Origin of the sequence: Streptomyces sp. NBC_00846, assembly GCF_045207325.1 — a bacterium.
Taxonomy (GTDB): domain Bacteria; phylum Actinomycetota; class Actinomycetes; order Streptomycetales; family Streptomycetaceae; genus Streptomyces.
In genome coordinates, this window is sequence record NZ_CP108847.1 from 1 (window position 1) to 23603 (window position 23603).

Annotated in this window: 19 protein-coding genes; 8 read left to right on the forward strand and 11 right to left on the reverse strand. The window is 69.2% G+C overall.

Going from position 1 to position 23603, the window contains the following annotated elements; all coding sequences use genetic code 11:
• Positions 1-554: 554 nt before the first annotated feature.
• From OG936_RS38055 to tpg, 4 genes are all read left to right on the forward strand, one after another.
• Entirely contained in the window at positions 555-2942 is a 2388-nt protein-coding gene (locus OG936_RS38055; protein ID WP_331755419.1) for a Helicase associated domain protein, read from the forward strand.
• A gap of 274 nt (positions 2943-3216) precedes the next feature.
• Positions 3217-4137, forward strand: a complete 921-nt coding sequence (locus OG936_RS38060) for a hypothetical protein (protein ID WP_331755194.1) — start codon at positions 3217-3219, stop codon at positions 4135-4137.
• Between the two features lie 24 nt (positions 4138-4161).
• A complete protein-coding gene (locus tag OG936_RS38065; RefSeq protein ID WP_331755195.1) occupies positions 4162-4713 on the forward strand; it encodes a hypothetical protein in 552 nt (183 codons plus the stop codon).
• A 220-nt stretch (positions 4714-4933) separates the two neighbouring features.
• Positions 4934-5455, forward strand: coding sequence for a telomere-protecting terminal protein Tpg (tpg, locus tag OG936_RS38070; protein ID WP_406500272.1), 522 nt, complete (start codon positions 4934-4936; stop codon positions 5453-5455).
• Here tpg and OG936_RS38075 read toward each other — a convergent pair.
• The 6 genes from OG936_RS38075 to OG936_RS38100 all read right to left on the reverse strand — a co-directional run bounded on the left by OG936_RS38075 (position 5442) and on the right by OG936_RS38100 (position 11898).
• The gene (locus OG936_RS38075) at positions 5442-6641 is read right to left on the reverse strand and encodes a hypothetical protein (RefSeq protein WP_331755197.1); all 1200 of its coding nucleotides are present in this window, start codon (positions 6639-6641) and stop codon (positions 5442-5444) included. The genes tpg and OG936_RS38075 overlap by 14 nt on opposite strands.
• The gene (locus OG936_RS38080; protein ID WP_331755198.1) at positions 6638-7381 is read right to left on the reverse strand and encodes an ATP-binding protein; all 744 of its coding nucleotides are present in this window, start codon (positions 7379-7381) and stop codon (positions 6638-6640) included. Before OG936_RS38080 ends, OG936_RS38075 begins: the two co-directional genes overlap by 4 nt.
• Entirely contained in the window at positions 7378-8991 is a 1614-nt protein-coding gene (locus OG936_RS38085) for a Mu transposase C-terminal domain-containing protein (protein ID WP_406500778.1), read from the reverse strand. Before OG936_RS38085 ends, OG936_RS38080 begins: the two co-directional genes overlap by 4 nt.
• Before the next feature lie 166 nt (positions 8992-9157).
• Positions 9158-10399: an ATP-binding protein gene (locus tag OG936_RS38090; protein ID WP_331755420.1), complete on the reverse strand. Its 1242-nt coding sequence runs from the start codon at positions 10397-10399 to the stop codon at positions 9158-9160.
• A 213-nt stretch (positions 10400-10612) separates the two neighbouring features.
• A complete protein-coding gene (locus OG936_RS38095) occupies positions 10613-10909 on the reverse strand; it encodes a transposase (protein WP_331755200.1) in 297 nt (98 codons plus the stop codon).
• 128 nt (positions 10910-11037) lie between these two features.
• Positions 11038-11898, reverse strand: a complete 861-nt coding sequence (locus OG936_RS38100) for a pentapeptide repeat-containing protein (RefSeq protein WP_331755421.1) — start codon at positions 11896-11898, stop codon at positions 11038-11040.
• 554 nt (positions 11899-12452) lie between these two features.
• Between OG936_RS38100 and OG936_RS38105 the strand changes: the two genes are divergently transcribed.
• Positions 12453-13769, forward strand: a complete 1317-nt coding sequence (locus OG936_RS38105) for a transposase (RefSeq protein WP_331755201.1) — start codon at positions 12453-12455, stop codon at positions 13767-13769.
• 224 nt (positions 13770-13993) lie between these two features.
• Positions 13994-15232 carry an IS110 family transposase gene (locus OG936_RS38110; RefSeq protein ID WP_331755202.1) on the forward strand — a complete coding sequence of 413 codons (1239 nt, stop codon included), beginning with the start codon at positions 13994-13996 and terminating at the stop codon, positions 15230-15232.
• 1031 nt (positions 15233-16263) lie between these two features.
• Here the strand turns inward: OG936_RS38110 and OG936_RS38115 are convergent.
• From OG936_RS38115 to mobF, 3 genes are all read right to left on the reverse strand, one after another.
• Positions 16264-16995, reverse strand: coding sequence for a hypothetical protein (locus tag OG936_RS38115; RefSeq protein ID WP_331755203.1), 732 nt, complete (start codon positions 16993-16995; stop codon positions 16264-16266).
• A 43-nt stretch (positions 16996-17038) separates the two neighbouring features.
• Positions 17039-17614 (reverse strand): hypothetical protein, encoded by a 576-nt coding sequence (locus OG936_RS38120; RefSeq protein WP_331755204.1) that lies wholly within the window; start codon positions 17612-17614, stop codon positions 17039-17041.
• 103 nt (positions 17615-17717) lie between these two features.
• Entirely contained in the window at positions 17718-19559 is a 1842-nt protein-coding gene (mobF, locus tag OG936_RS38125) for a MobF family relaxase (protein ID WP_406500815.1), read from the reverse strand.
• Positions 19560-19966: 407 nt separating this feature from the next.
• On the opposite strand from mobF, the gene OG936_RS38130 reads away from it, so the two are divergent.
• Positions 19967-20272, forward strand: a complete 306-nt coding sequence (locus tag OG936_RS38130; protein ID WP_331755206.1) for a hypothetical protein — start codon at positions 19967-19969, stop codon at positions 20270-20272.
• An 89-nt stretch (positions 20273-20361) separates the two neighbouring features.
• Positions 20362-21075, forward strand: a complete 714-nt coding sequence (locus OG936_RS38135; RefSeq protein ID WP_331755207.1) for a hypothetical protein — start codon at positions 20362-20364, stop codon at positions 21073-21075.
• 79 nt (positions 21076-21154) lie between these two features.
• Here OG936_RS38135 and OG936_RS38140 read toward each other — a convergent pair whose 3' ends face one another.
• Both OG936_RS38140 and OG936_RS38145 read right to left on the reverse strand, forming a co-directional pair.
• Entirely contained in the window at positions 21155-22051 is an 897-nt protein-coding gene (locus OG936_RS38140; RefSeq protein ID WP_406500816.1) for a ParA family protein, read from the reverse strand.
• A complete protein-coding gene (locus OG936_RS38145; RefSeq protein ID WP_331755209.1) occupies positions 22048-23391 on the reverse strand; it encodes a ParB/RepB/Spo0J family partition protein in 1344 nt (447 codons plus the stop codon). The genes OG936_RS38140 and OG936_RS38145 overlap by 4 nt, the downstream gene beginning before the upstream one ends.
• Between the last annotated feature and the right edge of the window lie 212 nt (positions 23392-23603).

The window sequence follows — 23603 nt, forward strand, 5'->3', positions numbered from 1 at the left end:
GCGGCAAGCCGCTGCATAGAGTGCGAATTGCGCAAGCGCACTTCGAATTCCCCGCAAGCGGGGGAATGAATTCCGTAAACGGAATTCTGAAAGGGCGTCAATTCGCGCAAGCGCGATTCAGGGAGTCTCGCAAGCGAGACTCCTTGGGCTGGCTACGGGGTGAGGGTGCATCACGTGCGGGCCTGTGTAGCGACTGGGAATCCCAGCTGTCCCCCGCAACGAGGGTGACGGACCGTCGGTCTGATCGAGTGCCGGCCCACCGTAGTGACGGGCTCCGCTTGCGCTCCACCCGAACCACTCCCCCACCCTCGAAACCGGCCGCTCACGTTCACCAACACCTCGTCAGCATACAGGACAACCGGTTGTTTCGGGGTAAGATTCGGCCATGTATCACTCTGATGGTGAAAGTTGGGGCACGAGTGATGCATCACGTGTCATGACTGTGTACCGTATGGGACCAGACACCACATCCCCCGGGCCATACCATCGCGTCGGGATTCCCTTTCTGATTGCGCGCCACATTCCGAAAGAAGGAGCATTTCCCCGTGGTCATGATGAAAAGCGATCTGCACGCTCACCAGATTGAAACTGTTGACGCCATTAAGCGCGGCCTCGATATCCCTCCCGGAGGAATTCCGGTGAACGGCCTGCGTGGTCAGGTGATTTCCGCATGCGGCACCGGGAAGACCATCACTGCCGCTTTCGCTGCTCGCGAGATGCTGCCGAAGGGGCGCATCCTGGTGCTGGTGCCGACCCTGGATCTTCTGGCGCAGACGGTCAAGGAGTGGCACCGGGTCGGGCACAAGGGGCCGGCGGTTACGGTGTGCAGCCTCCAGGACGACCCGGAGCTGTGGAGCCTGAAGGTGCGCTCCACGACGAACCCCGTGCAGCTGGCGCTGTGGCACGGCACGGGGCCGGTCACCATCTACGCGACGTACGCCAGCCTCGGCGTCCTGGCGGAGGCGTTCAAGGGCGCCTACGGCCAGCAGCTGGCCCCGGTAGACCTCGCCGTGGTCGATGAGGCCCACAGGACAAGTGGCTCGATGGGCAAGGCGTGGGCGGACATCCACGACCAGGCCGTCATCCCGGCGCACCGCCGCCTGTACCTGACGGCCACGCCGCGGATCTGGCAGGAGCGGCCCAACTGGGAGGTCGCCGAAGGGGTCCGCGATCCGCTGCCGAAGGAGATGGCGGCGAGCATGGACGACGAACGAGTCTTCGGGCCCGTTCTCTACAAGCTCAGCTTGGCGTCGGCTGTCTCCCGCGGCTTGCTTGCGCGCTACCAGATCATCGTCCTGGAGCTCCAGGACCCGGTCGTCACCCCTGAGCGGCTGATGGGCGAGGAGCGGCGCAGCGAGGAAGTCCGCGGACAGCGGCTCGGGGCGCTCCAGGCCGCGCTCCTGCACACCATGAGCCAGCACAGCCTCCAGACGTGCATTACCTTCCACCACCGGACGATAGAGGCGCAGGCGTACGCGGAGGGTCTGGAGCGGGTGGCGGCGAAGCTGCACGCCGACCAGCCGGAGAAGTACCCCGAGCACATCTGGGCGGACTGGCTGTGCGGCGAGCACGTCCCGGAGCGCCGGCGGGAGGTCCTGGGCGGGTTCGGGTCCACGGCGCAGCGGGCTGTGCTTTCGAACTGTCGTGTCCTGGGTGAGGGTGTGGACATCAGGGCCGTGGACAGCGTCGCCCTGCTGGACCCGAAGGGCGCGCCGCACGACATCGTCCAGGCCATCGGTCGGGCGCTTCGCCAGAAGCCTGGACAAGGCAAGCTCGCCTCTCTGGTCGTGCCGGTATTTCTCCAGCCGGGAGAGAAGCCGGAGGACATGTTCACTTCGGGGTCGTATCGGCCTTTGGTGAAGGTTTTGGAAGGTCTGCGGGCTCACGATGAAGAGGCCGTCGAGTTGCTGGCTATTCCGCAGGAGCCGCAGAAGGACGTCGCGCAGCCGTCCGAGAACATTGGTGCAGCGCCCGAGGACGGTGAGGAAGAATCCCGCCTGTTGCTTCGTTTTGCGGCTCCCAGGGATCCGGTGATGGTCGCGGACTGGGTGTCCTTCAACGTGATCGACACGGAGAAGCAGGACTGGGCGCGCGGCTGGGCGTCGCTCAAGAAGTTCACCGAGCGCGAGCTTCACGCCAGAGTCCCATATGGGCACAAGGAGGGCGCGTACCCCCTTGGACAGTGGGTTGCCGAGCAGCGACGGGCCTACGGGGCGGGGCAGATGACCGGGCTTCGGGCGAAGCGGCTGGAGAAGCTGGGCATGGTCTGGAGCCTCGTGGATGAGCGGTTCCAGGAGAACCTGGAGGCCGCGAAGGCGTACTACGACCAGCACTGGACGCTGTGCGCGCCCCGGACAGCGACCGCTTTGGACCGGCCACTCGGGCAATGGCTGTCCAACCTCCGCCGCCCCGGCGCCCTGGACGAACACCCCGAATGGGAGGCGGCGCTGCGGGAGGTCGACGAGGACTGGAACCCGCAGTGGCCGGCGGACTGGCAGCGCCACTACGCCGCCGTGCGGGAGATGCTCGTGGAGGAGAGCGCGCTCGCCTACGTCGAACCCGGCGTCACCGTGCACGGCATGGACATCGGCCGATGGCTCCAGAAGCAGCGTCAGCACACCGTCTGGCAGGGGCTGATGGACGGGCAGCGTGAGCGCCTGGAGCAGCTCGGTGTCGTACCACTGCCCCCGGAGCAGAAAGCGCCCACGAAGGCGTCCAAGGGCGGCTCTGGGGCGTTCGATCGGGGTGTTGCGGCCCTGGCGCAGTACAAGGCCCGCACTGGCTCTGTGACGGTCCCGAGGGCCCACGTAGAGCAGCTGGAGGACGGCACGGAGGTCAAGCTCGGGGTATTTCTCAGTAACAGCAAGAGCAGGCGCGGGAAGCTCACCGCCGACAAGCTCCAGGCGCTCGCCGACCTCGGGCTGGAGTGGGCGGCGGCGTAGCGACGGGCGGTACAAGGTCTCCTCGGAGTGACATTGCCGGCAGCCTGCAACCGCAGCGTCTCCTGACGTGTCGTGAGCTACGAGGGCGAAGGCCGACGGCGGGCGTGCCGAGCCGACATGGATCCGATTCCGGTTCGCTGGTTCGCACCCTTTTGGCCTACTGCGCAGGTTTACGATCTGTGCAGCAGACCGTGACCGACTGTTGGTCGGACGTATAAGCATGGCTTGCTGCTGTCGGCACGAGTGAGGGGGCGCCTTGGCAACGCTGGGCCACATGAAGGAACGCACGGTCGGCTTTTACGAGGTGGTCGTCCTCAAGGATGGCGAAGCCCGACGCATCCCCGAGCTGATGGACTGGGACGGCACACTCTCGGATCTCTCACAGGCACCCGTCGCAGCCCGAACTTTCGAAGCTGATTCACAGATGGTGGGCACCATCGCCACCTACGACATGCAGGACCATCTTCTCTTGCATCGTGTGAAGGACGCCGGCGAGTGGTTGTCTGTCATGAACTTCGACACAGGATCTTTGCGCGAGCTGGAACAGTCGGCGCAGGAGGGCTACCTGGACACGTCGGTGATCTGCTTCCTGCCCTTCGGCAACGTTGTGGGGATCATGCAGGGAGGTGTGTCTGCGCCGTCGCATAAGGCGCTGGAGACGTGGCTCAACGGGATCCAGATCTTCCCTGGCAGGCAGCTGCAGATCCGCCCGGTGGTAACGCATGCAGAGGTGGAGAAACTCAAGACCGCCTCTGGCGCGAGCCGGGTAGAAGTGAAGATCATGGCCAACAAGATGGGTGCTCTGAGCAAGCGTCGCGGTGGGCTGGCCCGGACTCTCCGTGTAGCCGGGGAATCGTACGGGGAGATCAGCGTGACCATGATCATCTCTGTGCCTAAGAAGAAGGAGCTCAGGGAGCACCGCGAACATCTCCTGGCTGACCTGGAGGAGATCTCCGATGTGGTCACAGGTGCCGAGCGGGCCCGGGCCCGGCTGGTCTTCTCCGAGCCGGGCGGGCCGGAGCAGACTCGGCTCGTCGAGCTAGTAGAACACAGCATTACGGCTAAAAAACGCGTACCGGCCACAGATGGAGAAGGTAGGTCAATCCGGATCATGTCAGCGGTGGATGCCATCCTGGGAGCAGCGGCCGAACACGAGGACGTTTTGCGACTCGCAGTGGATGCCGGGGGTTCATGACCTGGGCATAGACGAGGGGGGCCTGTGGAGGTACGCGACACCATCGCGGATCGGTGGGCAGAACATCTTTGGATCGACTACCTCGTAGCAGCGCTCGTACTCTGCGCTCACATTCTGGCGATCCGCACGACCGAATCAGGAGACTGGCTGTCGTGGATCGACTCATCGCAGCGAACTGACCTGTACGCCGCCGCTGCTGGTGTGGTGTCAGCAATCGGCGGACTGAGTGCCATCGCGATCTCCATCTACACCGCGGCGAACGGGGAACGCCTACGCGCTGTCCGCCGCCACCATCAAGTCGGCCTCCGCAGAAGCTGGCGCAGCCTGCTGCGCGGCACCGCGCTGGTATGCGCCCTGCTGCTGAGCGCACTCGCACTCGACAGAGACAAGGACCCCGCATCCGCACGGTTCATCTTCGAATTCGCCATGACCTTCGCGGCACTACGCTTCTTCCGCCTCATCTGGCTGTTCGACAGGATGATGCAGGTATCAGACGCGGACTCAGCCGAGCCTGAGCCAGTAGCCACACCAGTGCGGGACCCTGACTGGCTGCGCCGGCACCAGAACACATCGTGAACAAGGTGCTCGCTGTTGCCCAGCCCGGCCGGCCTGTGGCCCCGGGCTGGGCAACAGAACCTCAGATTGAGGGCGGTAGCTGAAGTCGGCTACCGCAGTCACCAGTACGCGGAAACAGATCGGCGCGGGGACGAGAATGTGGGATTTCTGGAGCGGTAGGTAGTCGGCGCGGCGAGCGGACGGGGTCTTGGGCGAGATCAACGAAGGATTAGAGCGGGCCTTGCGTACCCGGCCTGTGCCGGTCAGTGTCCGTGCCCGTCTGGGCTTCCTGTTCAGGGCCGAGAAGGGGTCCACGAAGAGGCTGGCGGCTGCTTTGGGAGTCTCGCAGCGGACCGTGCAGCGGTGGGTCACCTCCGGCCCCGGGATGCGCCAGCCGGGCCCTGTGCAGGCGCAGGTAATCGAGGATGCCGTCCGAGCACGGTGGCAGCCCCGGATTCGCGAGCGGTTACGAGCGGATGCCGAGGCCCGCGGCTTCTCCCTGCACACCCGGGCGCGGTTCGGGTTCGCGTCCGCGGTCGGCTCCTCCGATGACCCCCGTCGGCGGCTGATCACCCAGCGGCTGTCGGGCGCGGTCGCGCGGGAGCTGTTCGCCGCCCGGGACGCCGGTGCCGGCGAGGCGCAGCAGATGGTCATCCTGGCCCGCTCGCTGGGGCATGCCTACTTCCGTGACGGAGGAGGGCGCGCCCACGGGCTCCAGGTGGCCTTCTCGGATGTCGAGTTCGCCGACTTCACCATCGGTTGACCGGGTCGGTGGTCGAGGAGATCGGGTCCGCCGCAGGCGGTGTGCGGATGTACCGGTCTACCGGCGCGGTCGGGACGGCTTTCTGGGGTCGGGACAGCAGGGTCTCGTAGCGCTCGGCTTGCCCGCGTTCCGCCCAGTCCCACACGACGCCGCCGGTGCCGGCCGGCTGCGGGAGCGGAGGCTGGGGCTGGGGTGGGCGCAGTCTGGCGTTCTCGGCGAGGCGCAGGATGTGGGGGCGTTCGTCTTGACGGGCCAGCAGTTCCCGGCTGTCAGTGAGGGCGGCGAAGGATGCCGCGGCGCGCAGGAAGGGGCGGGCCCATGCCTGGATCGGGTGGGAGGCGCAGCCGTCGGTGTAGCGGGCGGGGTCGTGGAAGGCGAGGGTGGCCGCGTCGGGGCCGAGGTCTTCGGCACGGACGGTGAGGAGTTGCTGGAACGACGCGCGGGTGAGCAGCGTGGTAGCCAAGGCGGCGGCCAACCGGGGATGCGCGGTTGCCTGGTGGATTCTGCGGGTGATCTCGCGTACGGCTGTTTCGGTGAGGGGGCGTGGCGGCGGCCGGTGCCGCCAGTCGATCGGTGCCGGCGTGCACGGGCCTGTGCAGGGCTGGGTGCTGTCGTAGGAGACGAGGCGGTCCAGGGCGGGGATGGTCATCCATCGGACTGGGGACGCGGGCGGGATCTGCGCGGAGGGCTGGGGGCTGGCTGCTGCGGGTGTGCCTTCGTAGTAGTGGCTGCGGGCGGTGTCCAGGTTGCTGGTGACGGTGTGGGGCACGGGGTGCAGGGCCTGGTGGAGCGCGGTGGTCAGGTGGGGACGGTGGCAGACCAGGGTCAGGGGGATGCCGGTGGTGTCGCGCAGGCGCAGGAGGCGCCCGAGGCGGCGGACTGTGAGCCGGTGGGCGCGCAGGACGGTGAGCCGGGCGGCGGGCAAGGCGTCGATCCAGGCTGTGGCAGCCTGCCACGCGGGCTGTCGGCCCGCGTGGAAGCGGCCCGGCAGCAACGGCGGTTTGCCCAGGGCCACGAGAAGGTCATGGGCGAGAGCGGTGTCGCTGGTGGTTCCCGGCCCCGGGTGCAGGGTGATCCGGCCGGCGGCGGGATCGTGGGCTGCCAGGGCAGTGTGGGTGTAGGCGACGTCGTCGTACCGGTCCATAACCAGCGCGACAGGCGGCGGGGTGCGGCGGGTGGCGGTCATGCGAGGCGGCTGAAAGTCCAGCGCAGCAGTTCCTGATCCACCACGGAGCGTCCCGTGCGGGCCAGGGCAGTACGGGCATGGGCTGTCAGCTGGGCCCAGGCGCGGAAGTTGCCGTGCGCGGAGTGCTGGTCGGCAAAGGCGATGTCGTCGGGGTCGGCGTCGGCCCAGAGGGGGTGGAACAGCGGGATGACCTCGAGGACCTCGGCGGGGGTGAGGCGGGTGAAGTGCTGCCAGATGAAGACGCGGGAGGAGAGCATCGGTTCGCGGCGCAGCACGGTGTGGCAGCCCTCGCCACCGACGAAGATGATAGCGAGCTGGGTTGAGGGTTCGTCCCACAGGTAGCGGAAGTATTCAAAGGCCTCGCCGTTGAGCCACTGGGCTTCGTCGACGAGGAAGGTGCGGGGGCGTTCGGCCAGGGCGGTTTTCAGCAGGCGGTCGAACTCGCTGGGGTGGCGCGGTGGTTCGCCGGCCAGATCGAGCGCGGTGAACAGTTCGTATCGCACCGCGCGGGCCGTGGGCCGGGCACGAAATGTGATCTTGCGGACGTCCTCGCCGGGTTCGAGTTCGCGCAGGCATGTATTGACCGCAAGGGTCTTGCCGAAGCCGGCGCCGCCGTGGATGCACATCATCGCTCTCGCCGCGACCGTGTCGCCGATGTTCTCCCGAGCTGTGAGCAGGGCACGGGTGGTGACCACGGACGCGTCCGGCAGGTCGACGTACTGGTAGGTGGCCGCGGTCACGAGGCGTCTCCGTCTTCGTCGGTGGTGGGACGTGCGACCCGCCCGTCCAGGCCGTCCGGGGCGGAAACGCCATCGCTCCCGGCCGGGACCGGGGCGGGCTGGCCTGGCGTGGTCAGCGCAGCCAGGGAAGCAGGGGTACGCCACCCGGCCGGAGGCGCGGCGGGCGGGATGAGGTCCGGCAGCGACAACTGCGACAGCTCGGTGTCGGTGGCCCGGGCGAGTTCGGCCTCAGCCTGCCCGGTGGTCAGCGCGCCGAGTAGCCGGGGTGCCTCCGGCTGGTTCACAGCGGCGTAGCGCTCGCGCTGGGAAGCCTCCAGGTCCTTTTTCAGGCGGCGGCTGCGGGCGGCCCGTGCCCGCCGTACGGCGCTGACCTGTTCCTTGGTGGCCTGGTCGGCCAGATCCGCGGGGCCGAGGTAGCGGCCGGTGGCCGCGTGGTAGACCTCGATGCGGTGGTCGTGGTGGGGCATGAAGCGGACCCTGACCTGGATGCCGGCCTGGCCGGTCATCCACGCGCCCACATAGTCGCGTCTGCGGAAGCGGACTCCGCGGGTTGTCAGCGTGCGGGTGCCCGCGTCTTCCAGGGTAAACGTCCACAGATCCGCGGCCGGCACGTCCCGCAGCGGGGTGGGATCGTCCTGCCACGCCTGCAGTGGGGTCCTGCCCCGCAGCGGCTCGGGGCGATGCTCGGTGTTCCACCACAGCGTCCAGGCCAGCAGCCGGGCGGTGAAGTCCTCGAAGCCGAGCAGCACCTCGTCCTTCGGACGGGAAGGCCGCTTGCCGGGGCGCGGCTGGTGGACGTAGCCGGGCAGGGCAGCCGGCAGCATCGCCTCCACCGCACGGTTCAGCCCTTCGACCGTGCCCTTGAGATGAGGGGTGTAGGCGGGCAGGTCCTGAACCGTCACGTCCAGGAGATCGAACGCGGCCGTCACCGTCCTGGACAGGAAGTCCTTGCCGCGGTCCACCCGTACCTTCTCCGGCAGGCCGCCGAAGGGGCCGTAGGGGTCCTCGCGCAGGACCGCGGAGCGCAGCGCGGCCAGCACCGACTCCCGCGACGGGTGCACCGGGGTGACGGCGACGCCGGTGATCGCGTTGGTGGCGCAGTCGGTGAACCAGGTGATCCACGGCCTGCGGGCAGTGCCGTCGACCTCGACCAGCACCGGGGCCTGCATGTGGTCGCTCTCCCACACCTGGTTACGCCAGCCCCGCGGCCGGGCCAGGAACACATCATGCTTGCGCGCCGCCCGCTCCCCTCCCGCAAGCCCGGACCGCTCCCCCGGCGTCAGATCCCGACGGATCGCGCGGTGCAGCGTCGTCAACGACGGTGCGTCTGCAGGCGGAGACTTCCGAGCAGCGCGGAGGACCAGCTCGCGATGGACCGCCCGCACGTTCCCCTTCCACAGCGCCAACAGCCCACGGACTTCAGGCGTGATCGTGAACCTCGCACCGGCCCGGGGCGGAGCGCCAGGGCTGGCGGCCGCGGCCTCATCGCTCTCAGCGGCGGCCAGCCACCGCCACACCGTGCGCTCGGACACCCCCAGCGCGTCCGCGGCGACCCGTACATGGCCTGCTGTCAGCTTTCCCCCCGCCCGCAGTGCGAGCAGCCGCCGCACCGTCGGACCGCGCAGTGCCGTCCTCGATGCCGCAGGCAATCCGCCGCCTGCGCGGACGGCATCGCTGTCCTCCATGTCAATTCCCCTCGCGCGGGTGGGACGTCGTTTTCATGCCGGGTGCCGGGAGCGTGCGATCGCCCTCCTGCCCTGTGCAGGAGCGCTCCGTTCACAGCGGTGGCGCGACCCGCTGGAACAGCCGCCGCAGCAAGACCCGGTCAACGACCGGGTCAGCGGCGGTGAGCAGCGCGTTCTGCAGGTGGGACGTCAATGCGGCCCACGTGCGGAACGTGCCGTGCGCGCACGACTGGTCGATCCACGTCAGATCCGGGGCCGGGACGGTGCGCCACAGCGGATGGAAGCCGGTCACCACGGCCGTCACTTCCGCTGCGGCCAAGCGCGGAACCTCCTGCCACGCGCCGATGCGCGATGCCAGCTGCGGCAGCCGGGACACCGCCCGCTCGGTGCCCGCCCCGCACAGCACCAGCGTGATCCGCGTGCCCGGGTGGTCCCACAGGCTCTGCAGGTACTCCAGGCACGGCACGGGCAGGCGCTGCGCCTCATCTACCACCAGCACCCGTGCCTCACCCAGAGCCCCTGCGACCGCGGTGTCGGCCAGCGCAGACGTGTGCGGGAAGCGGCCCGGCAGCGCCAGAGCGTCGAACACCGCCCGCCGCATGCCGGCCACCGACGGGCGCACCGGCACCGGCACCCACGTCACCTTCCAGCCCGCGGGCACTTCGTGGAGCGCCATCCGCACGGCTGCGGTCTTGCCCCGGCCCGGGTCGCCGAACACACACACCGCGCCCTCGGCCGCCATCGCCTGCCCGACCGCCTCGGCCACCGCCCGCACCGCCGACGTCCACACCAGTTGCGCTCCCGCCGGCAACGCCACCCCCGCCACCGCACCGCTCTCCCCCGACGGCAGGACTGCGGACGCCGCCGTCGGCACGGAGCGCGGCAGCCGGAGCGCGGCAGCCTTCGCCACGTCATCCTCACGCGGCCCGGCCAGGGCGAGGTCAGCCAGTGCCTGCCGCGTTTGCTGCTCCTCCCGCTCCCGCCGCACCACCACGCGATCCGGCAGCACCCGGCCGGCCTCCAGGTCCCGGCGCACCACCCGGTGCAACGACGCCAGCGAGGGCACCTCTCCCCCGGCATCCTTCAGGTGCCGGTGCAGCACCGACACATTCCCGCCCGCCTGCGCCAGCACCTCCCACGCCTGGTCGGACAACTCCAGCCGCGCCCGCGGCCGCCGCCCCACACGGCCCTCCGACCGCGCCGCCACCAGCCAGCGCCACACCGTCCGCACAGTCACCCCACCGACCTGGGCGCCCGCACGCACGTGCGCCGTGGTCAACGCCCCGGCCGCATCGAGCTCCAGCAACCGCGCCACCAGCACCGGCCTGGACACCCTCAACCCCGCCGTAACCTCACCCCACACGCCCGACTCCCCCACCCCACGCCCTTCCCCCGGCGGACACCGACACCGACCACCGTGCCGCCGCGCAGCCATCGAAGGATCAGAAGTGCCGTTCCCGAGACAGCGGCACGGGGCGGGGTGTACCGCCCTGTGACAGCCACAACGGCAGCAAACACCGCCCCACGTCAGTGACCTCGCCCTTCCTCAACGCCTGACCAGCGAAAACACCCCGAACTGACATACCGTCACTGACACCAACCCACTGACACCAAACCGACACATCGCACGCAGCGCGGTGAGCTCGGCGCGTTCGTCGGTGGTCAGCCGGTCATCGCGCTCGCCGGCGTCGGCCTCGGCCTGCCGGATCCAACCGCGCAGGGCCTCCGGATGCACGCCGAGATCGACGGCCAGTTTCTTGATCTGCGGCTTCGGATCGGCGGTGCGGTACATCCGTACCGCACGCTCACGCAACTCGAGCGAGTATTTCCTGGGGGCAGCCATGGTCGATGTTCCTCTCATGAGAACCATCTGACCCTCTGTCACCACACTCCGCATCTCGGGGGAACCTCACTCGGATCGCTCGCCGGGGGAGAGTCGGGCGCCGTACCGCGGGCGGGAAGCCGCCAGGGCTACCGGCGCGAGGCAGGCAGCTGCGTATCGCTGTCAGTAAGGGCTGAGTCAACCTGCTTCCTCGTCAGGTGCCTCACGTCGCTCAGGTCCGCGCCGCTCAGGTCCGCGATGCTCAGGATCGCGTTGCTCAGGTTCGCGCCGTCCAGGTCCGCGTTGCTCAGGTTCGCGCCGCTCAGGTTCGCGCCGTCCAGGTTCGCGCCGTCCAGGTTCGCGTTGCTCAGGTCCGCGTGGTTGCTCAGGTCCACGTTGCTCAGGTCCGCGCTGCGCAGGTTCGCGCCGTACAGGAACGCGTCGCTCAGGTCCGCGCCGCTCAGGTTCGCGCCGTACAGGAACGCGTCGCTCAGGTCCGCGCTGCGCAGGTCCGCGCCGCGCAGGTACACGCCGCCCAGATGCGCACCGCCCAAAGCCGCCCTTGATTTGGTTGTGGTTGCGAGGTTGATGTTGGGGAGCTTGGCGTCGTGGAGATCCAGGAGGAAGGTGTCATCCCGGCTTGTATCGCGGTTGGCGAGGACGGTGAGGGCGGCGTGGACGTCGGCCGGGATGCCCTGGTCCTTCGCGGGGCGTTTGGCGGCGTGAGTGCGGATGTAGGCGGCGAGGACGTCGGCGATGGTGGGCTGGTCGCGGCGGGAGTCCTGCATGATCCGCTGCAAGGCGTAGATGCCGCCCAGCCGCACGTCCACCTGGTCCTCACCGAGGTTTCCCACCGCCGCCGTGTACCGGTCGGTGATCTGCCCCTCCTTGGCCAGCGCCCGGTCATCCCGCGCCTGAGTGTTGGCCTGCTGGGCCTGCTCATTGGCCTGTCTGGTCTGAACGTTCGAGTACCAGAGACCCACCACCGCCACGACAGCAGCGACCACCACTGTGAACAACTCGATCCGGCGCGCCCAGTCCAGGGCCTCCGGACGTCCCCCCGGATCGGGATCGGGATCGGGAGCAGGAGCAGGAGCAGGATCGGAAGCAGGAGCGGGGGCCGGGTCGGGGTCAGGGGGAGTGGCAGGGGCCGGGTCAGGGGGAGTGGGAGTGTTCGGTGGCCGGGTGGAGCCTGCTCCCCGGCGGGTGGACGTCCGGGCAGTGAGGCGGGTGGTACGGCGTAACCGGGGGCGGCGGGCAGGCGTGGGAGGCATACCTGTATTTGATCTCAACCCCCCACGCCAGCGCAGCGATTCGGTTCTATGGGGCCGGCACGGCGGCGGCCGCCCGCTCAACCGAGCGGGCGGCCGGTTCGGCCGTAAGTCCGGCCGTGACCGTCCTGACCGCTACTTGTTGCAGCGAACCGAGGAGGCGGTGTCGTTCTCGTTGCCGGTTTTGGCCCAGACATGGACTCTGCTGCGCAATTCGCTGCGGGGGTGGGGCGGGTCCGCGATGATCGTTCCTGAGGTCGCTTCTCTGTCTTGCGGCCGTGGAGGCGGTACGGATGTCGATGCGCCCGGTGGGGCTGCCGGAGATCCCGGCGCAGACCGTGATGGTGGCTCGGGCGGCGTTCCCGAAGGGGAGTCTGGCGATACGGGTGCGGGACCGCCTGGCGGAGGTCTTCACTGATGAGCCGTTCTCCGCCGCGTTCGGGGTGCGTGGGGCACCGGGCCTGTCACCTGGGGTGTTGTCGCTGGTGACGGTGTTGCAGTTCGCCGAGGATCTGACGGATCGGCAGGCCGCGGCGATGGCGGTGCGGGCGATCGACTGGAAGTACGCGCTCGGTGCGGAGCTGACGGACACCGGATTCGACGCCAGTGTGCTGTCCAGGTTCCGGACCCGGCTCGCGGACAATGGTATGGAGCGGGTGGTCTTCGACCGGCTCTTAGAGCACTGCAAGGAGGCCGGTCTGGTGGCGGCCGGAGGCAAGCAGCGTACCGATTCCACCCATGTGATCAGTGCGGTGCGGGACTTGAACCGCCTGGAGCTGGCCGGGGAGAGCGTGCGGGCGGCCCTGGAGTCCCTGGCGGTCGCGGCCCCGGTCTGGCTGGCCGGGCAGATCGACGTCACTGAGTTCGCCGAGCGGTACGGCCCGCGGGTCGACGGCTGGCGCATGCCGCCCTCGCAGACCAGACGTGACCGTCTCGCCCAGGTCTTCGGGCAGGATGCCCTCGCCTTGTGCCGGGCGGCCTGGGCCGAGGACGCCCCGGGCTGGATCCGGGAGATCGAGGCCGTGCACCTGCTGCGGCAGGTCCTCGTGCAGACCTACATCATCCGCAGCGACACGCGGGGACGGCAGGTGATCAGGAAGCGGGACGCCGACGACGGTGTCCCGCCCGGTCAACTCCGCCTGGCCTCCCCCTACGACCGTGACGCACGGTGGGCGGCCAAGGACGATGACCTGTTCTGGATGGGCTACAAGATCCACCTCACGGAGACCTGCACCACACTCCCCGGCGTCGACGCCGTAGCAGGGGCAGGGGTGATGCCGAATCTGATCACCGACGTGTACACCACCGACGCGACCGTGCCCGATGTGAAGGCGACCGCGCCGATCCAGAAGAACCTCGCCGAGCGCGAGGTGAAGCCCGCCGAGCACTACCTAATGGGCGGTGAAGCCGGTGGATCGCTACCCGTTACCCGGCCCATGAGGTCTACAAAAAGAGTGCGACCTCCGGCTTCACCTCGTGTTCGTGGTGGTGGTGGCGGTCGGTGCCGGGGAAGTCGTCAGGCACCCCCGGGATCCGATCCCTTGGTCAAGAGCCGGCCTCCGGTCCCGTCCGCTGCCACCACGGCGACCACGCCGCATCCAGTCCGATGATCGGATCGTTGAAGTTCTTGGTCCGAGCCGTTCGCAGGGGTCACCTCTCAAAGAGCCAGGAGCCGTACGAGCTCCCTCACAGACCGAGGGCCCTGTGGATCGCTGGGGTCACGAACGGCTAATCGGATGCAGGGCCATCGAGCCCTTCCATTAGGGAGACGCGTGCCCCCGCACGGCTGCGACCAGCAGCAACCCGCCCCGACCGAGAGGACCTCAACCACACGATGAAAGTGTTCTGCGGCATCGACTGGGCCAGCGACCACCACGACGTCGCCTTGGTCGACCACGAAGGAACCCTGTTAGGCCGGGCCCGAATCGACGACGATGCCACGGGCCTGCAACAGCTCCTCGACCTGCTCACCACACACGGCGACACCGCGGAAACACCGATCCCGGTGGCCATCGAGACCTCCCGCGGGCTGCTGGTCTCCTGCCTCCGGGCAACCGGACGGCCCGTCTACGCCATCAACCCGATGGCCGCAGCACGGTATCGAGAACGTTACGCGGTCGCCCGCAAGAAGTCCGACCACCTCGACGCCATGGTCCTGGCGAACATCCTGCGCACGGACAAGGCCGCCCACCGGCCGCTGCCCGCCGACAGCGAACTCGTCCAGTCCATCGCCATCCTCGCCCGCGCCCAGCAGGACGCGGTCTGGGACCGGATCCAGGCCGCCAACAAGCTCCGCTCACACCTGCGGGAGTACTTCCCCGGATTCCTCGCCGCCTTCGCAAACGCCCGCGAAGGACTATGCCTTCCGCTCGCCCGGACCGTCCTGACCGCGGCACCCACCCCGGCCCAGGCCGCCAGACTCACCCGCAGCCAGCTGCGGTCCCTGGTGAAGAAGGCCGGCCGCAAGCGCGGTATCGACGCCGAAGCGGACCGCCTCCGCGAAGCCTTCCGCACCCCGCAGATGAGACACCTGCCCCAGGTCGAGCAAGCGATGGGCCTGCGAACCGTCGCGCTGCTGCGGCAACTCGCGGCTACCTGCGAGAGCGTCGAGGAACTCACCACCGCGACGGTGGAGTCTTTTGAGACGCACCCGGACGCCGAGATCATCATCAGCTTCCCAGGGCTCGGATCTCTCACCGGCGCCCGGGTGCTCGCCGAGATCGGCGACGACCGATCCCGCTTCACCGACGCCAAGGGCCTCAAGGCCTTCGCCGGGGCCGCACCAGTCACCCGGGCGTCAGGCAAGAGCCTGTCCGTCATGGCCCGCCGGGTCAAGAACCAACGACTCGCCGCAGCCGGCTACCTCTGGGCCTTCTCCGCCCTCTCATCACCCGGCGCACGAGCCCACTACGACCGCCGACGCGAAGCCGGAGAACGGCACACCGCCGCCCAACGCAACCTGTTCAACCGCCTGCTCGGCTGCCTCCACCACTGCCTCACCAACAACGTCCCCTACGACGAGACCACCGCCTTCCCACCCCCACAGATCCCCGTCATGGCCGTGGCCGCTTGACGGAAAACTGCATCGGATGTCTTGACCGCCATCTGGACCGAGCCCCGAATATGCGGCAGAGAGCCCCGAATGTGCGGCAGGTCACACGAAATTGGCGCGAGGGCGGGTCCGGCGGGCGCGCGCCGCATCCCGGCCGGGCGGTGCGCAGCTGCTCGGGCAGGCGGTGCGCTGGGTGGGGCGCACCGAGGATGTGGTGGTGCGCGCGCCAGGCCGTACCGGTGCGCGCACCACGGTGCGGTGACCGGGAGTGCGGTGCACCACGATGCGCACCGGTGCGGCAGCCGGGAGTGCACGACATCGTCGGTGCGCGCACCGGTGCGCACGATGCCGTGCATCGTCATCGCGCGGTGCGAACCACCGAAGCGAGTGCCGCACCGGGTGCCGGGAGGTTGAGCACTCCCCCATCGGTCAGTGCTCGCCGGAGTGGAGTCCACTCCCATCCGATGGGCACCGCGGTGGACTCCACTCCCATCCGGTTGTTCGCCACAGTGGGCTCCACTCTCCGAGTGGGCTCCACTCTCCGAGTGGGCGCCACTCCCGGCCCGGGACATCGTCGGTCCGGGCACCGGATGCGCGATGGAGTCCACCGTCCCCACTCACCTCTGGGGGCTTCGGCGCAGACGCGCAACCCGCCACGGGTTCGGCCGGCCGCCGGGGTACTGCCGAGAGCGGCGCCGGACCGGCGGCGGCTTCGGGGACTGGAACAGCGCCGCACGCAGCCGGCTCGCGTCGGCGAGCTGCTCCAGGCGCTCGCGTCGGCGAGCTGCTCCAGGCGCTCGCGTTGCTCCGGCGAAAGATGCGGTGGGGTCGGCTTGACCATCGGGGCCTCCGTGCTTATGTGGGTCGCTCCCCGCACCCTCGCCGTTCTCCGCCGCCTTCAAGGCGAGCGCTCGGGCCGCGTCCCGACAGCTGGCCCGGTGACTTCTCCGTCCGTCCCGCCGACCGGTCCCGGCCGGTTCGCGGGGGCGATCGTCTGCGCACACGCCGACGCCCACGGACATCTGGTCCGTGGGCGTCGGTGCGTACGGCGGTCAGCTCTCCAGCATGGCCTGAAGGTCGTTCAGCGTCAGCTCGTTCGTGCCGCGGTCCGCCGCACTGCTTTGCGTCCAGGCGACGATCGCCGGGTGCGCATCCTCGTACGGGGTGCCGGCGGGCGTGGTCCCTCCGTCGTTTTTGGCGACCTGGGTGAGGTAGGCGGCCAGGGCGTGCGGGCCGCCGCCGCTGTAGCCGATGTTGTAACCGTGGGCGTTCTTCTGCGGCAGGATCGACAGGAGCCCCTTGTCCGTCCGGGCCCAGAACAGGCCGCGGCCGGTGATGAAGCTGCTGAAGATGTCGTCAGGGCGCAGTTCGAGCGGGGCGTACGTCTGGTAGCTCCACTGGTCCGTGCCGCCGGTGCCCACGTGCTTGAAGTGTTCGCCCACGACGGGCAGTCCGAACTCGGGGTCGTAGAAGGCCCGGCGGCACACGCAGCCCGACCCGGAGATGGCCGACGGGCTGTCCTTGTCCTCCGTGACGCACAGGTGGAACAGGGACGGGATCTTCGTCGGCTCCACCAGCGTGCAGTGCATCGCGTTCGGCTCGCAGCGCACCAGCCTGCTCAGCCACTCCTGGAAGTGAGGTGTCACGGTCTGGGACGCCTCGATGTCCAGCTCGGCGTTCAGCGACGACGAGGCGATGCCGAGACGGGTCTCGGTGTAGAGGACGAAGTGCAGGTAGCCCTTCTCCGGATCGGTCAGGTTCAGGTCGACGGGCTCGAAGGTCAACGTGGCACTCCAATGCGGGCTGCGGGCTGCTGGGGCGGCGGGGTCAGGAGACGCGGTGTTCGGGACGCAGGGCCAGGCCGCGGTTCAGGAACTGCTCGGTGTCGTCCGGTCCGAGTCCGAGGGCGCGGGAGACGGCGGTGCCTTCGTCGTCGTGGACGAAGGCGAGCAGGATCTTGCGGCTGGCGGGGTCGGCCATGGTCCGGCGGGCGGCTTCGATGGTGTGGGCGACGCAGCCGGTGGTGCCGTCTTCGACGATGTCCCGCCGGGTGCGCTCGTCCCAGACGTTGAGCTGGAGGTTGGCGCCCTCGGTGGAGCAGTCCTCCTTGGAGTCCGCACCGAGCACGCACCGCCCGAGCATCGCGGCGTGGGCGTGGCGCTGGAGGTAGACGACCTTCTTCAGTACCTCCGCGGTGTACTTCTCCAAGTTCTTCTGGACCATCTCCCGGGGCATGATCGCGATTCCGGGATCGGAGCACCTGGCCCGGACGAGAAGGTTCGACATGTTCTCGGCGAGGCCGTCGGCCATGCTGAGCAGGCTCACCAGGTTCACGTCGCCGCGCTGGCGGGGCGGGGGTAGTTCGTCGGGGTAGCTGTCGAGGGGTTCGTGCAGGTCGGTCAAGGATCCTCCCGTGCCGGGTGCCAACGTCCCGATTCTCAGCCGGGGTCGGCGGGGCTCGTGGGTGAAGTCACAGATCGGCCACGCGCTGGCCGGTTGGCATCCGTCAGTGGTCCCGGCCCGCTCCCCTGCCCTGATCGGGCTGTGTGGTGTGGTGCTGCTGCTGGCGGGCGGGGTCGGCCGCGTCCTTGGCCGGCTGCTTCGGCTGCGGTCCGTCCGCGACGATGCGGCTGCGGGCTTCGGCGGCCTGCGTGAAGGCGGCCAGCCGGGCGAGGTTCTTCGGTGTGTGCAGCCACGTCGCGGGATCGGTCGTACGGCCCTCCAGGTACTCCTCGGGCATCGCGGCCTGCTGATGGGCCTGGATGGCGGCGGCCCGCTGCGCCGGGGTGAGAGCGGCGTCCCGGTCCGGGTGGTCGACCGTGTGCGGTGCCGCCTGGCCGTGGTTCTGGTCGTCAGCGCGCGCGGCAGCCGATGCCGTCGCGGCCGGCGCTTCGTCCCGCACGGCGGAAAGGATCCGAGCGTCGCGGATCGCGTTCTGCAGGGCGAGGCTGGCGACCCGGGCCCGCTCGTACCGGCTCGACTCCCGCGGCGGCTTGCCGCCGGTGCCGGCGATCCACCACCGGTGGGGCCAGGCAAAGTCGGCGGTGTAGGTGAGCTGGTCCGGCGCCGGGGCCCGGCGGCCCTTCTGCGGCACGGTGAGCTGACGGGAGTGCCGGGACAGGGCCGCGTCGGCGATGTAGTCGTCCAGGCCGCGTGTGAACGCACGGCCGCGCAGGGTCTCCAGCAGGTGCCGGCGGGCTTCGGCCAGGACGTGGCGGCGAGGGAAGGAGTTGCGCACGGTGAAGACGATGGCGGCGACGTCGACGGCGGCGAGCGCGGTGTCCACCCTCGGGCCGACCCGGGCCCGGATCGCCTTCCCGGCCGCACGGCACCGCTCCAGCAGCCCGTCGACCATCGCCTTGCCGAACCGCAGGATCGCGGACACACGCCACCACGCGCGCAGCTGCTCCAAGGGCTTGGGGATCTTCTTTGCCCGTCGGGTGTCCTGCGCCGCCCACCAGCCCAGGCCATTGCGGCCGCGCTCGCCGGGCAGCCGCTTGTGCTCCTTGACGTACTCGTCGGTGATGCGCTCCAGCACCGGCGCCATCTGCTCGCGGCGGGTGGAGGACCAGTCGATGAGCTCCTGGTCGACGCCGGCTATCTCCATGACCGGGCGCAGGCCCGGCGTCACCTCCCGAGGCACGGTCGCCAGCCCGAGCTCCTCGCACACCTCCGTCGTCATCGTGAGGGTGTAGAGCGTTCCGGCCGCCACCACGTGCTGGTAGAGACGGACCGTGTCCAGCGCGTACCAGGAGCCGTCCGGGCGCTGCGCCCGGTTGAGGACCAGACAGTGATCGTGGAGTAGGGGAAAGCCGTCCCTGTTGTCGAAGTGCCGCCACTTCGCGATCACCAGGGCCGGTGCCTTCGCGCGCTGACGGCCCGACGACCAACGGGTCTCTGCGACCTCATCCTCGAGCCAGCGCAGCGCGGTGGCGATGGCTCGCTCGTGCGCCCGCTCGATGACGCGCCGGGTGTGGTCGTCTCCCAGCGCCCACAGCACGATCAGGGACGCCTGCGCCCGGAAGGTGTAGTCCAGCGCGAACAAGGGGGTCGCCTTGCGTCGCTCGATCTCTTCGACCGGCTGCCCCAGGACGGTCGCCAGCCGGGCCGTCTCCGGGTCGGCGCCGTCGTCCAGGAGCTCGCGCTCGATCCGGTCGGCGTCCGGGTGCCGGAGCTGCCCGAAGACCAACTCCATCTGCCGCTCGGTCACCGTCTGCCCGGCGGTGAGCCCGAGCGCGGCCAGGCCGCGCCCCATCCACACCCCGGGCGGAAGCCCGGCCTTCTCCAGGGCGCCCTTCAGGGACTGGCCGACCGGACGACGGCCGTCCCCGAACGCGACCCCGCGCACGTAGTAGCGCCACGCATTTCGCCTCTGAACTTTCGCAACACTCAGCATCCCGGCAGCGAACACCGGCTCTGACCTGGGCAAAAGGCCGATCCCGTGAGGCGGGAGGGTTCACCGGAACTTCACGGCCGATCCCGCCGGGCGGGCATCTGCGGCGACGTCATGCCCGCCCGGCGGACACCGCCTGGGGCCAGGCAAATGCTGCGCGACAGCCAGCCCCACCCACCTCACACGCCTCAAAAGCGCCAAGTAACCGACTCCAGCGGTATCCAGCGCACCTTCACGTACCGCTCCCCCGGACGACAGCCAAGGGCGTCCCACCCGCACTCGTCACCACCGACTCCACACCCGAGCGAGACACCCACCGCCCCCGGCAACACCGGGGGCTTCGTGCTTCCTGGAGGACCGACGTGCCGACCTACGAAGCCCTGCCCCGCTTCACCACCGACCTGGACCGCCTCACCACAGAACAGCGCCGCCGCTTCCGCCGGGCCGTCACAGCCTTCGTCCACGACCTGCGCGCCGAAGGACGCTTCCGCGCCGGCCTCCGCGTCAAGCGCGTCAGCGGGTTCCCCGGAATCTACGAACTCACCTGGTCCATGGGCACCGGCCCCGCCGGACGTGCCACCTGGGAGTTTGGGCCTGAGCGCCGCCCCGGCACCCCGCACGTGATCTGGCGCCGCATCGACACCCACTCCATCCTCACCGGCCCCTGACTGCCAAGCGTGACCGTCGAAGGGGACGGTGCAGCAGCGATCATGGGTTGCCAGCATCGCGCGGACTGGCCGTAATCGTTGGGCGGGACATGAAGAACTCCACCACCCTCCTGGACCCGCTGGCCGAGGGCGCGGTGATCGCCGTGTGTGCTCTCGCCGACGCCGCCGGACCTGAGCGGTGGAGTAGCGGAGCCGTCGAGGATGCGGCCACCGCGCTGGAGGTGCTTGCCGGGGCTCTGTCCGAGCTCAGTCCGGAGGCCGCTGAGCTCCTGGAGGTCATCCCGGCCGCCGTCGCCGCGCTACGTGAACGCGTGGAGCACGCACCGTCCGTGGCCACACCATCCGGTCAGGCCGACCGCGCAGAAGACCCGGCGGTGCTGAGCACCGGCCTGCGGCGGGCTCTCACCGTGCACGACCTCGCCGGGCATCGGGTCCACCAGCTCGGACCTGCTCTGCTGACCGTCACGCTGGACGCGGCCCATGCCCAGGCCCTCGCCCTCGCCGTACTCCTCGCTGCCCGTCGTGAACTCCCCCGCCAGGCGCCCGCCGTTGAGGACGAACCTCGGTGGGGTGCGGGGCCGGCGGATACGGCCGCGGCGTCGCTCGCGCTGGCTCTGTCTGCCTACGGGTCTGGGACGTACGCCCGGGTCCTCGCCTCCGGGCAAGTCACCGCTGGCCTCACCCCGACGGCTGCCCAGCAGGTGACCGACGCGCTGAACGCCCGCCCGGCCCCGGCTGCTCCGGTGCGGCCACGGCGCCGCGGGCTCGGGCACGGCTGGAAGGGCATCGACGCAGGGCGTTGATCTCGGCGGATAGCCAAAGGGCCCGGCCACCCAGAGAGGAGTGGTCGGGCCCGCGCACCGTTTCCATTGGAAACGGCGGTCAGGTCCGGTCGGGGAATCCGATGCTGGTCATCAGCTTCCGGTAGTCGACGGCCGGCACCGAGTTGGGCAGGAGGATGGGCAGAGGACAGCAGTCGTCGTAAAGCTTCTTGGCGTCGGCGGAGTACCGGATGTAGGGCGTGAGGATGTCGCCGTACAGGGCTTCTGCGAGTGCCGTTGCCTTCCTGGCCGATGCTTCGGTGTAGCTGGCGGTCGGGGTGCCGGTGAGGATCAGGTGGTTGACCGTCGGGCGGCCGGGTACCGACCGCCTGAGGCGGTTCTTCTCCCGGACGCGGTCCAGTTCTTCGAACAGCGGGACCAGCAGCTTGACGTCCTTCGGATCGGCCCGGACCGACGGGATGACGGAGTCGTCCTCGTCGAGCATGCGGATCACGGAGTAGACCATCTTCCCGTAGCTGGCGGGGAAGTCGAGCCAGAAGACGTCGTCCTCGTCGCCTTCGTATCCGAGCAGGATCTCAGCGAACCAGTCCTGCCTGTCCGCGTCCTCGGCGATGGCCGTGTCCGCGGTGGACATCTCCTTGCAGCTGGGTACGACACGCAGGCCCGGGATGTAGGCGAAGGCGTCGTCGTCGTATCCGTCACCGATGCGGTAGCGGGCTGGCAGCGCAACCTCGTCCAGGGTCGCGGTTCCGTGGATGAGGTCGAGGACGGTCTTCCGTCCCTTCATCGCCTCTTCGTCGTAGCCGAGGATCGTGGTCGTAGACCGGTTGGCGTCGAAGTCGAAGATGGTGCCCTGGTATCCACGGAGCGCTGCTTCGGTCGCCATGGACGTGGCGCTGGTGGTCTTGGTGGAACCTCCGCACTCAAGGATGAATGCGTAGATCTTGGGGTGGCGCCGCCCCCTGGGGCGGAAACGGGGTTCGACTGTGCGCGTCACTTGGTCTCTCCTGTGCTGTCCGAGCCAAGTTCCTTCTTCTCCCACGCGGTCTCCGGGGCGTACTGCGCGTGGTCCTGGAGGAGGTGGAGGTAGCTGGCCTCTCGGCTGCCCCACGAGTGCCGACGGGCGGCGGTGCGGAGTTCGGCGGCGGCTAGGGCGCTCGCGAAGGCGGCGAGGCGCTGGAGTTCGCCGTCACCAGACTCCTGGACGGCGTTGAAGTACGAGCCGGCGTTCTGGTCGTCGATGCTGTGGCGTTCGGCTCGGCGGAGCCAGACCAGGGCGCGCTGCTGCGCGGCGGACTGCTGCTGCGGAGCGAGCAGGGCGCCGGTCATGGCTTTGAGGAGGAGATCGCTGTCGGCGGCGTCGCCGACGTCGACGGTCTCAACGAGGAGCTGGCAGGCGGCGTCCCGGGCTGCGGCTGCGGTGCTGCGGTCTCGTTCGTATTGGTCAGCCGACGGTTTGGGCTGCTCCTTCTTCGGCGCCGTCCGGGACTTGGGGGCAGCGTTTCCAGTGGAAACGGCCGTCGACTTCGGGGCCGTGCCGTTTCCAGTGGAAACGGCGTCATCACTTCCGGTCGTGTCGGAGTCGGGCGCGTCCTCGGCCTGCCGTTGCCGCGCGAGGATCTGCGCCTGCGCCTCCAGCGGACGCATGCCGCCTTGGACCAAAGTCACCGCCTCCCGCTGGTCTTCGGCGCTCATCTTCTGGAGCTTCTCCGCGGTGCTGACAGCCAGAGTGCCGTCCCTGAGCGCCGCCTGGACTGCCGGCTCCAGCGCGAGCAGCTGCACGCGCTTCCACACGGTGCCCTTGGAGATGGCCCCCTTGGCGGTCTCCCCGACCTTCTGCGCGATCTGCTCGTACGACAGCCCGCTGCTCCGCAGGGCCTCGTAGTGCTCGGCTTCCTCCAGCGGGCTGAGCTGTGCGCGGCGGAGGTTCTCGATGAGGGTGATGAGCCGGGCGTCCGCGACCTTGTCGTCCATCAGGACGCTGGGGATCTTCTCCCAGCCCAGGGACTGGACCGCGCGCCAGCGGTGCTCTCCGAAAAGGATGACGTTCGCGGCGGTGATCTTCTCCGCCGTCTCCGGATAGCGCGTGAGCCAGATGTCCGCGGGAATGTGGGCGATGTTCTGGAGGAGGCCAACTTCCTCGATCGTGGCCGCGAGCTCCGCGACGCCCGACATGGCCCGCTGGTTGAACGGGTTGGGGCAGAGGTCCTTGGGGTGAAGTTCGACGGTGTCACCGCTGCGGTCCTTGCCGCCCCGATAGAACGCCGCTTCCTTGGACGGAGCCTCGGGGGCCTGCTTGGTGCTCGTGCGCTTGGGCCTCGGAAGGTTGGCAGCCATAGATTCTCCAGGACGACATGAAAGTACGGCCAGAGACTAGCCGTTTCCAACGGAAACGCTGGTCCCCTCGCGCAGCCCGAGCAAGGGCAGTCAGGGGCCTGCCTCGCGCGGGGAATGCCGTTTTCAATGGAAACGCTGGGCCCCGTTTGCGATCTGACGAAGGGTCATGAGCGCAGCGCTTGCGCCAGCCGGCTGCCGTTTCCATTGGAAAC

Bases quoted from the DNA above. Each gene is read 5' to 3' on its own strand.
- OG936_RS38060 (WP_331755194.1), top strand. From the start codon at position 3,217: ATGAAGGAACGCACGGTCGGCTTTTACGAGGTGGTCGTCCTCAAGGAT.
- OG936_RS38095 (WP_331755200.1), bottom strand. From the start codon at position 10,909: ATGGCTGCCCCCAGGAAATACTCGCTCGAGTTGCGTGAGCGTGCGGTA.
- OG936_RS38075 (WP_331755197.1), bottom strand. From the start codon at position 6,641: ATGACCGCCACCCGCCGCACCCCGCCGCCTGTCGCGCTGGTTATGGAC.
- OG936_RS38135 (WP_331755207.1), top strand. From the start codon at position 20,362: ATGAAGAACTCCACCACCCTCCTGGACCCGCTGGCCGAGGGCGCGGTG.
- OG936_RS38055 (WP_331755419.1), top strand. From the start codon at position 555: ATGAAAAGCGATCTGCACGCTCACCAGATTGAAACTGTTGACGCCATT.
- OG936_RS38145 (WP_331755209.1), bottom strand. From the start codon at position 23,391: ATGGCTGCCAACCTTCCGAGGCCCAAGCGCACGAGCACCAAGCAGGCC.
- OG936_RS38105 (WP_331755201.1), top strand. From the start codon at position 12,453: ATGTCGATGCGCCCGGTGGGGCTGCCGGAGATCCCGGCGCAGACCGTG.
- OG936_RS38110 (WP_331755202.1), top strand. From the start codon at position 13,994: ATGAAAGTGTTCTGCGGCATCGACTGGGCCAGCGACCACCACGACGTC.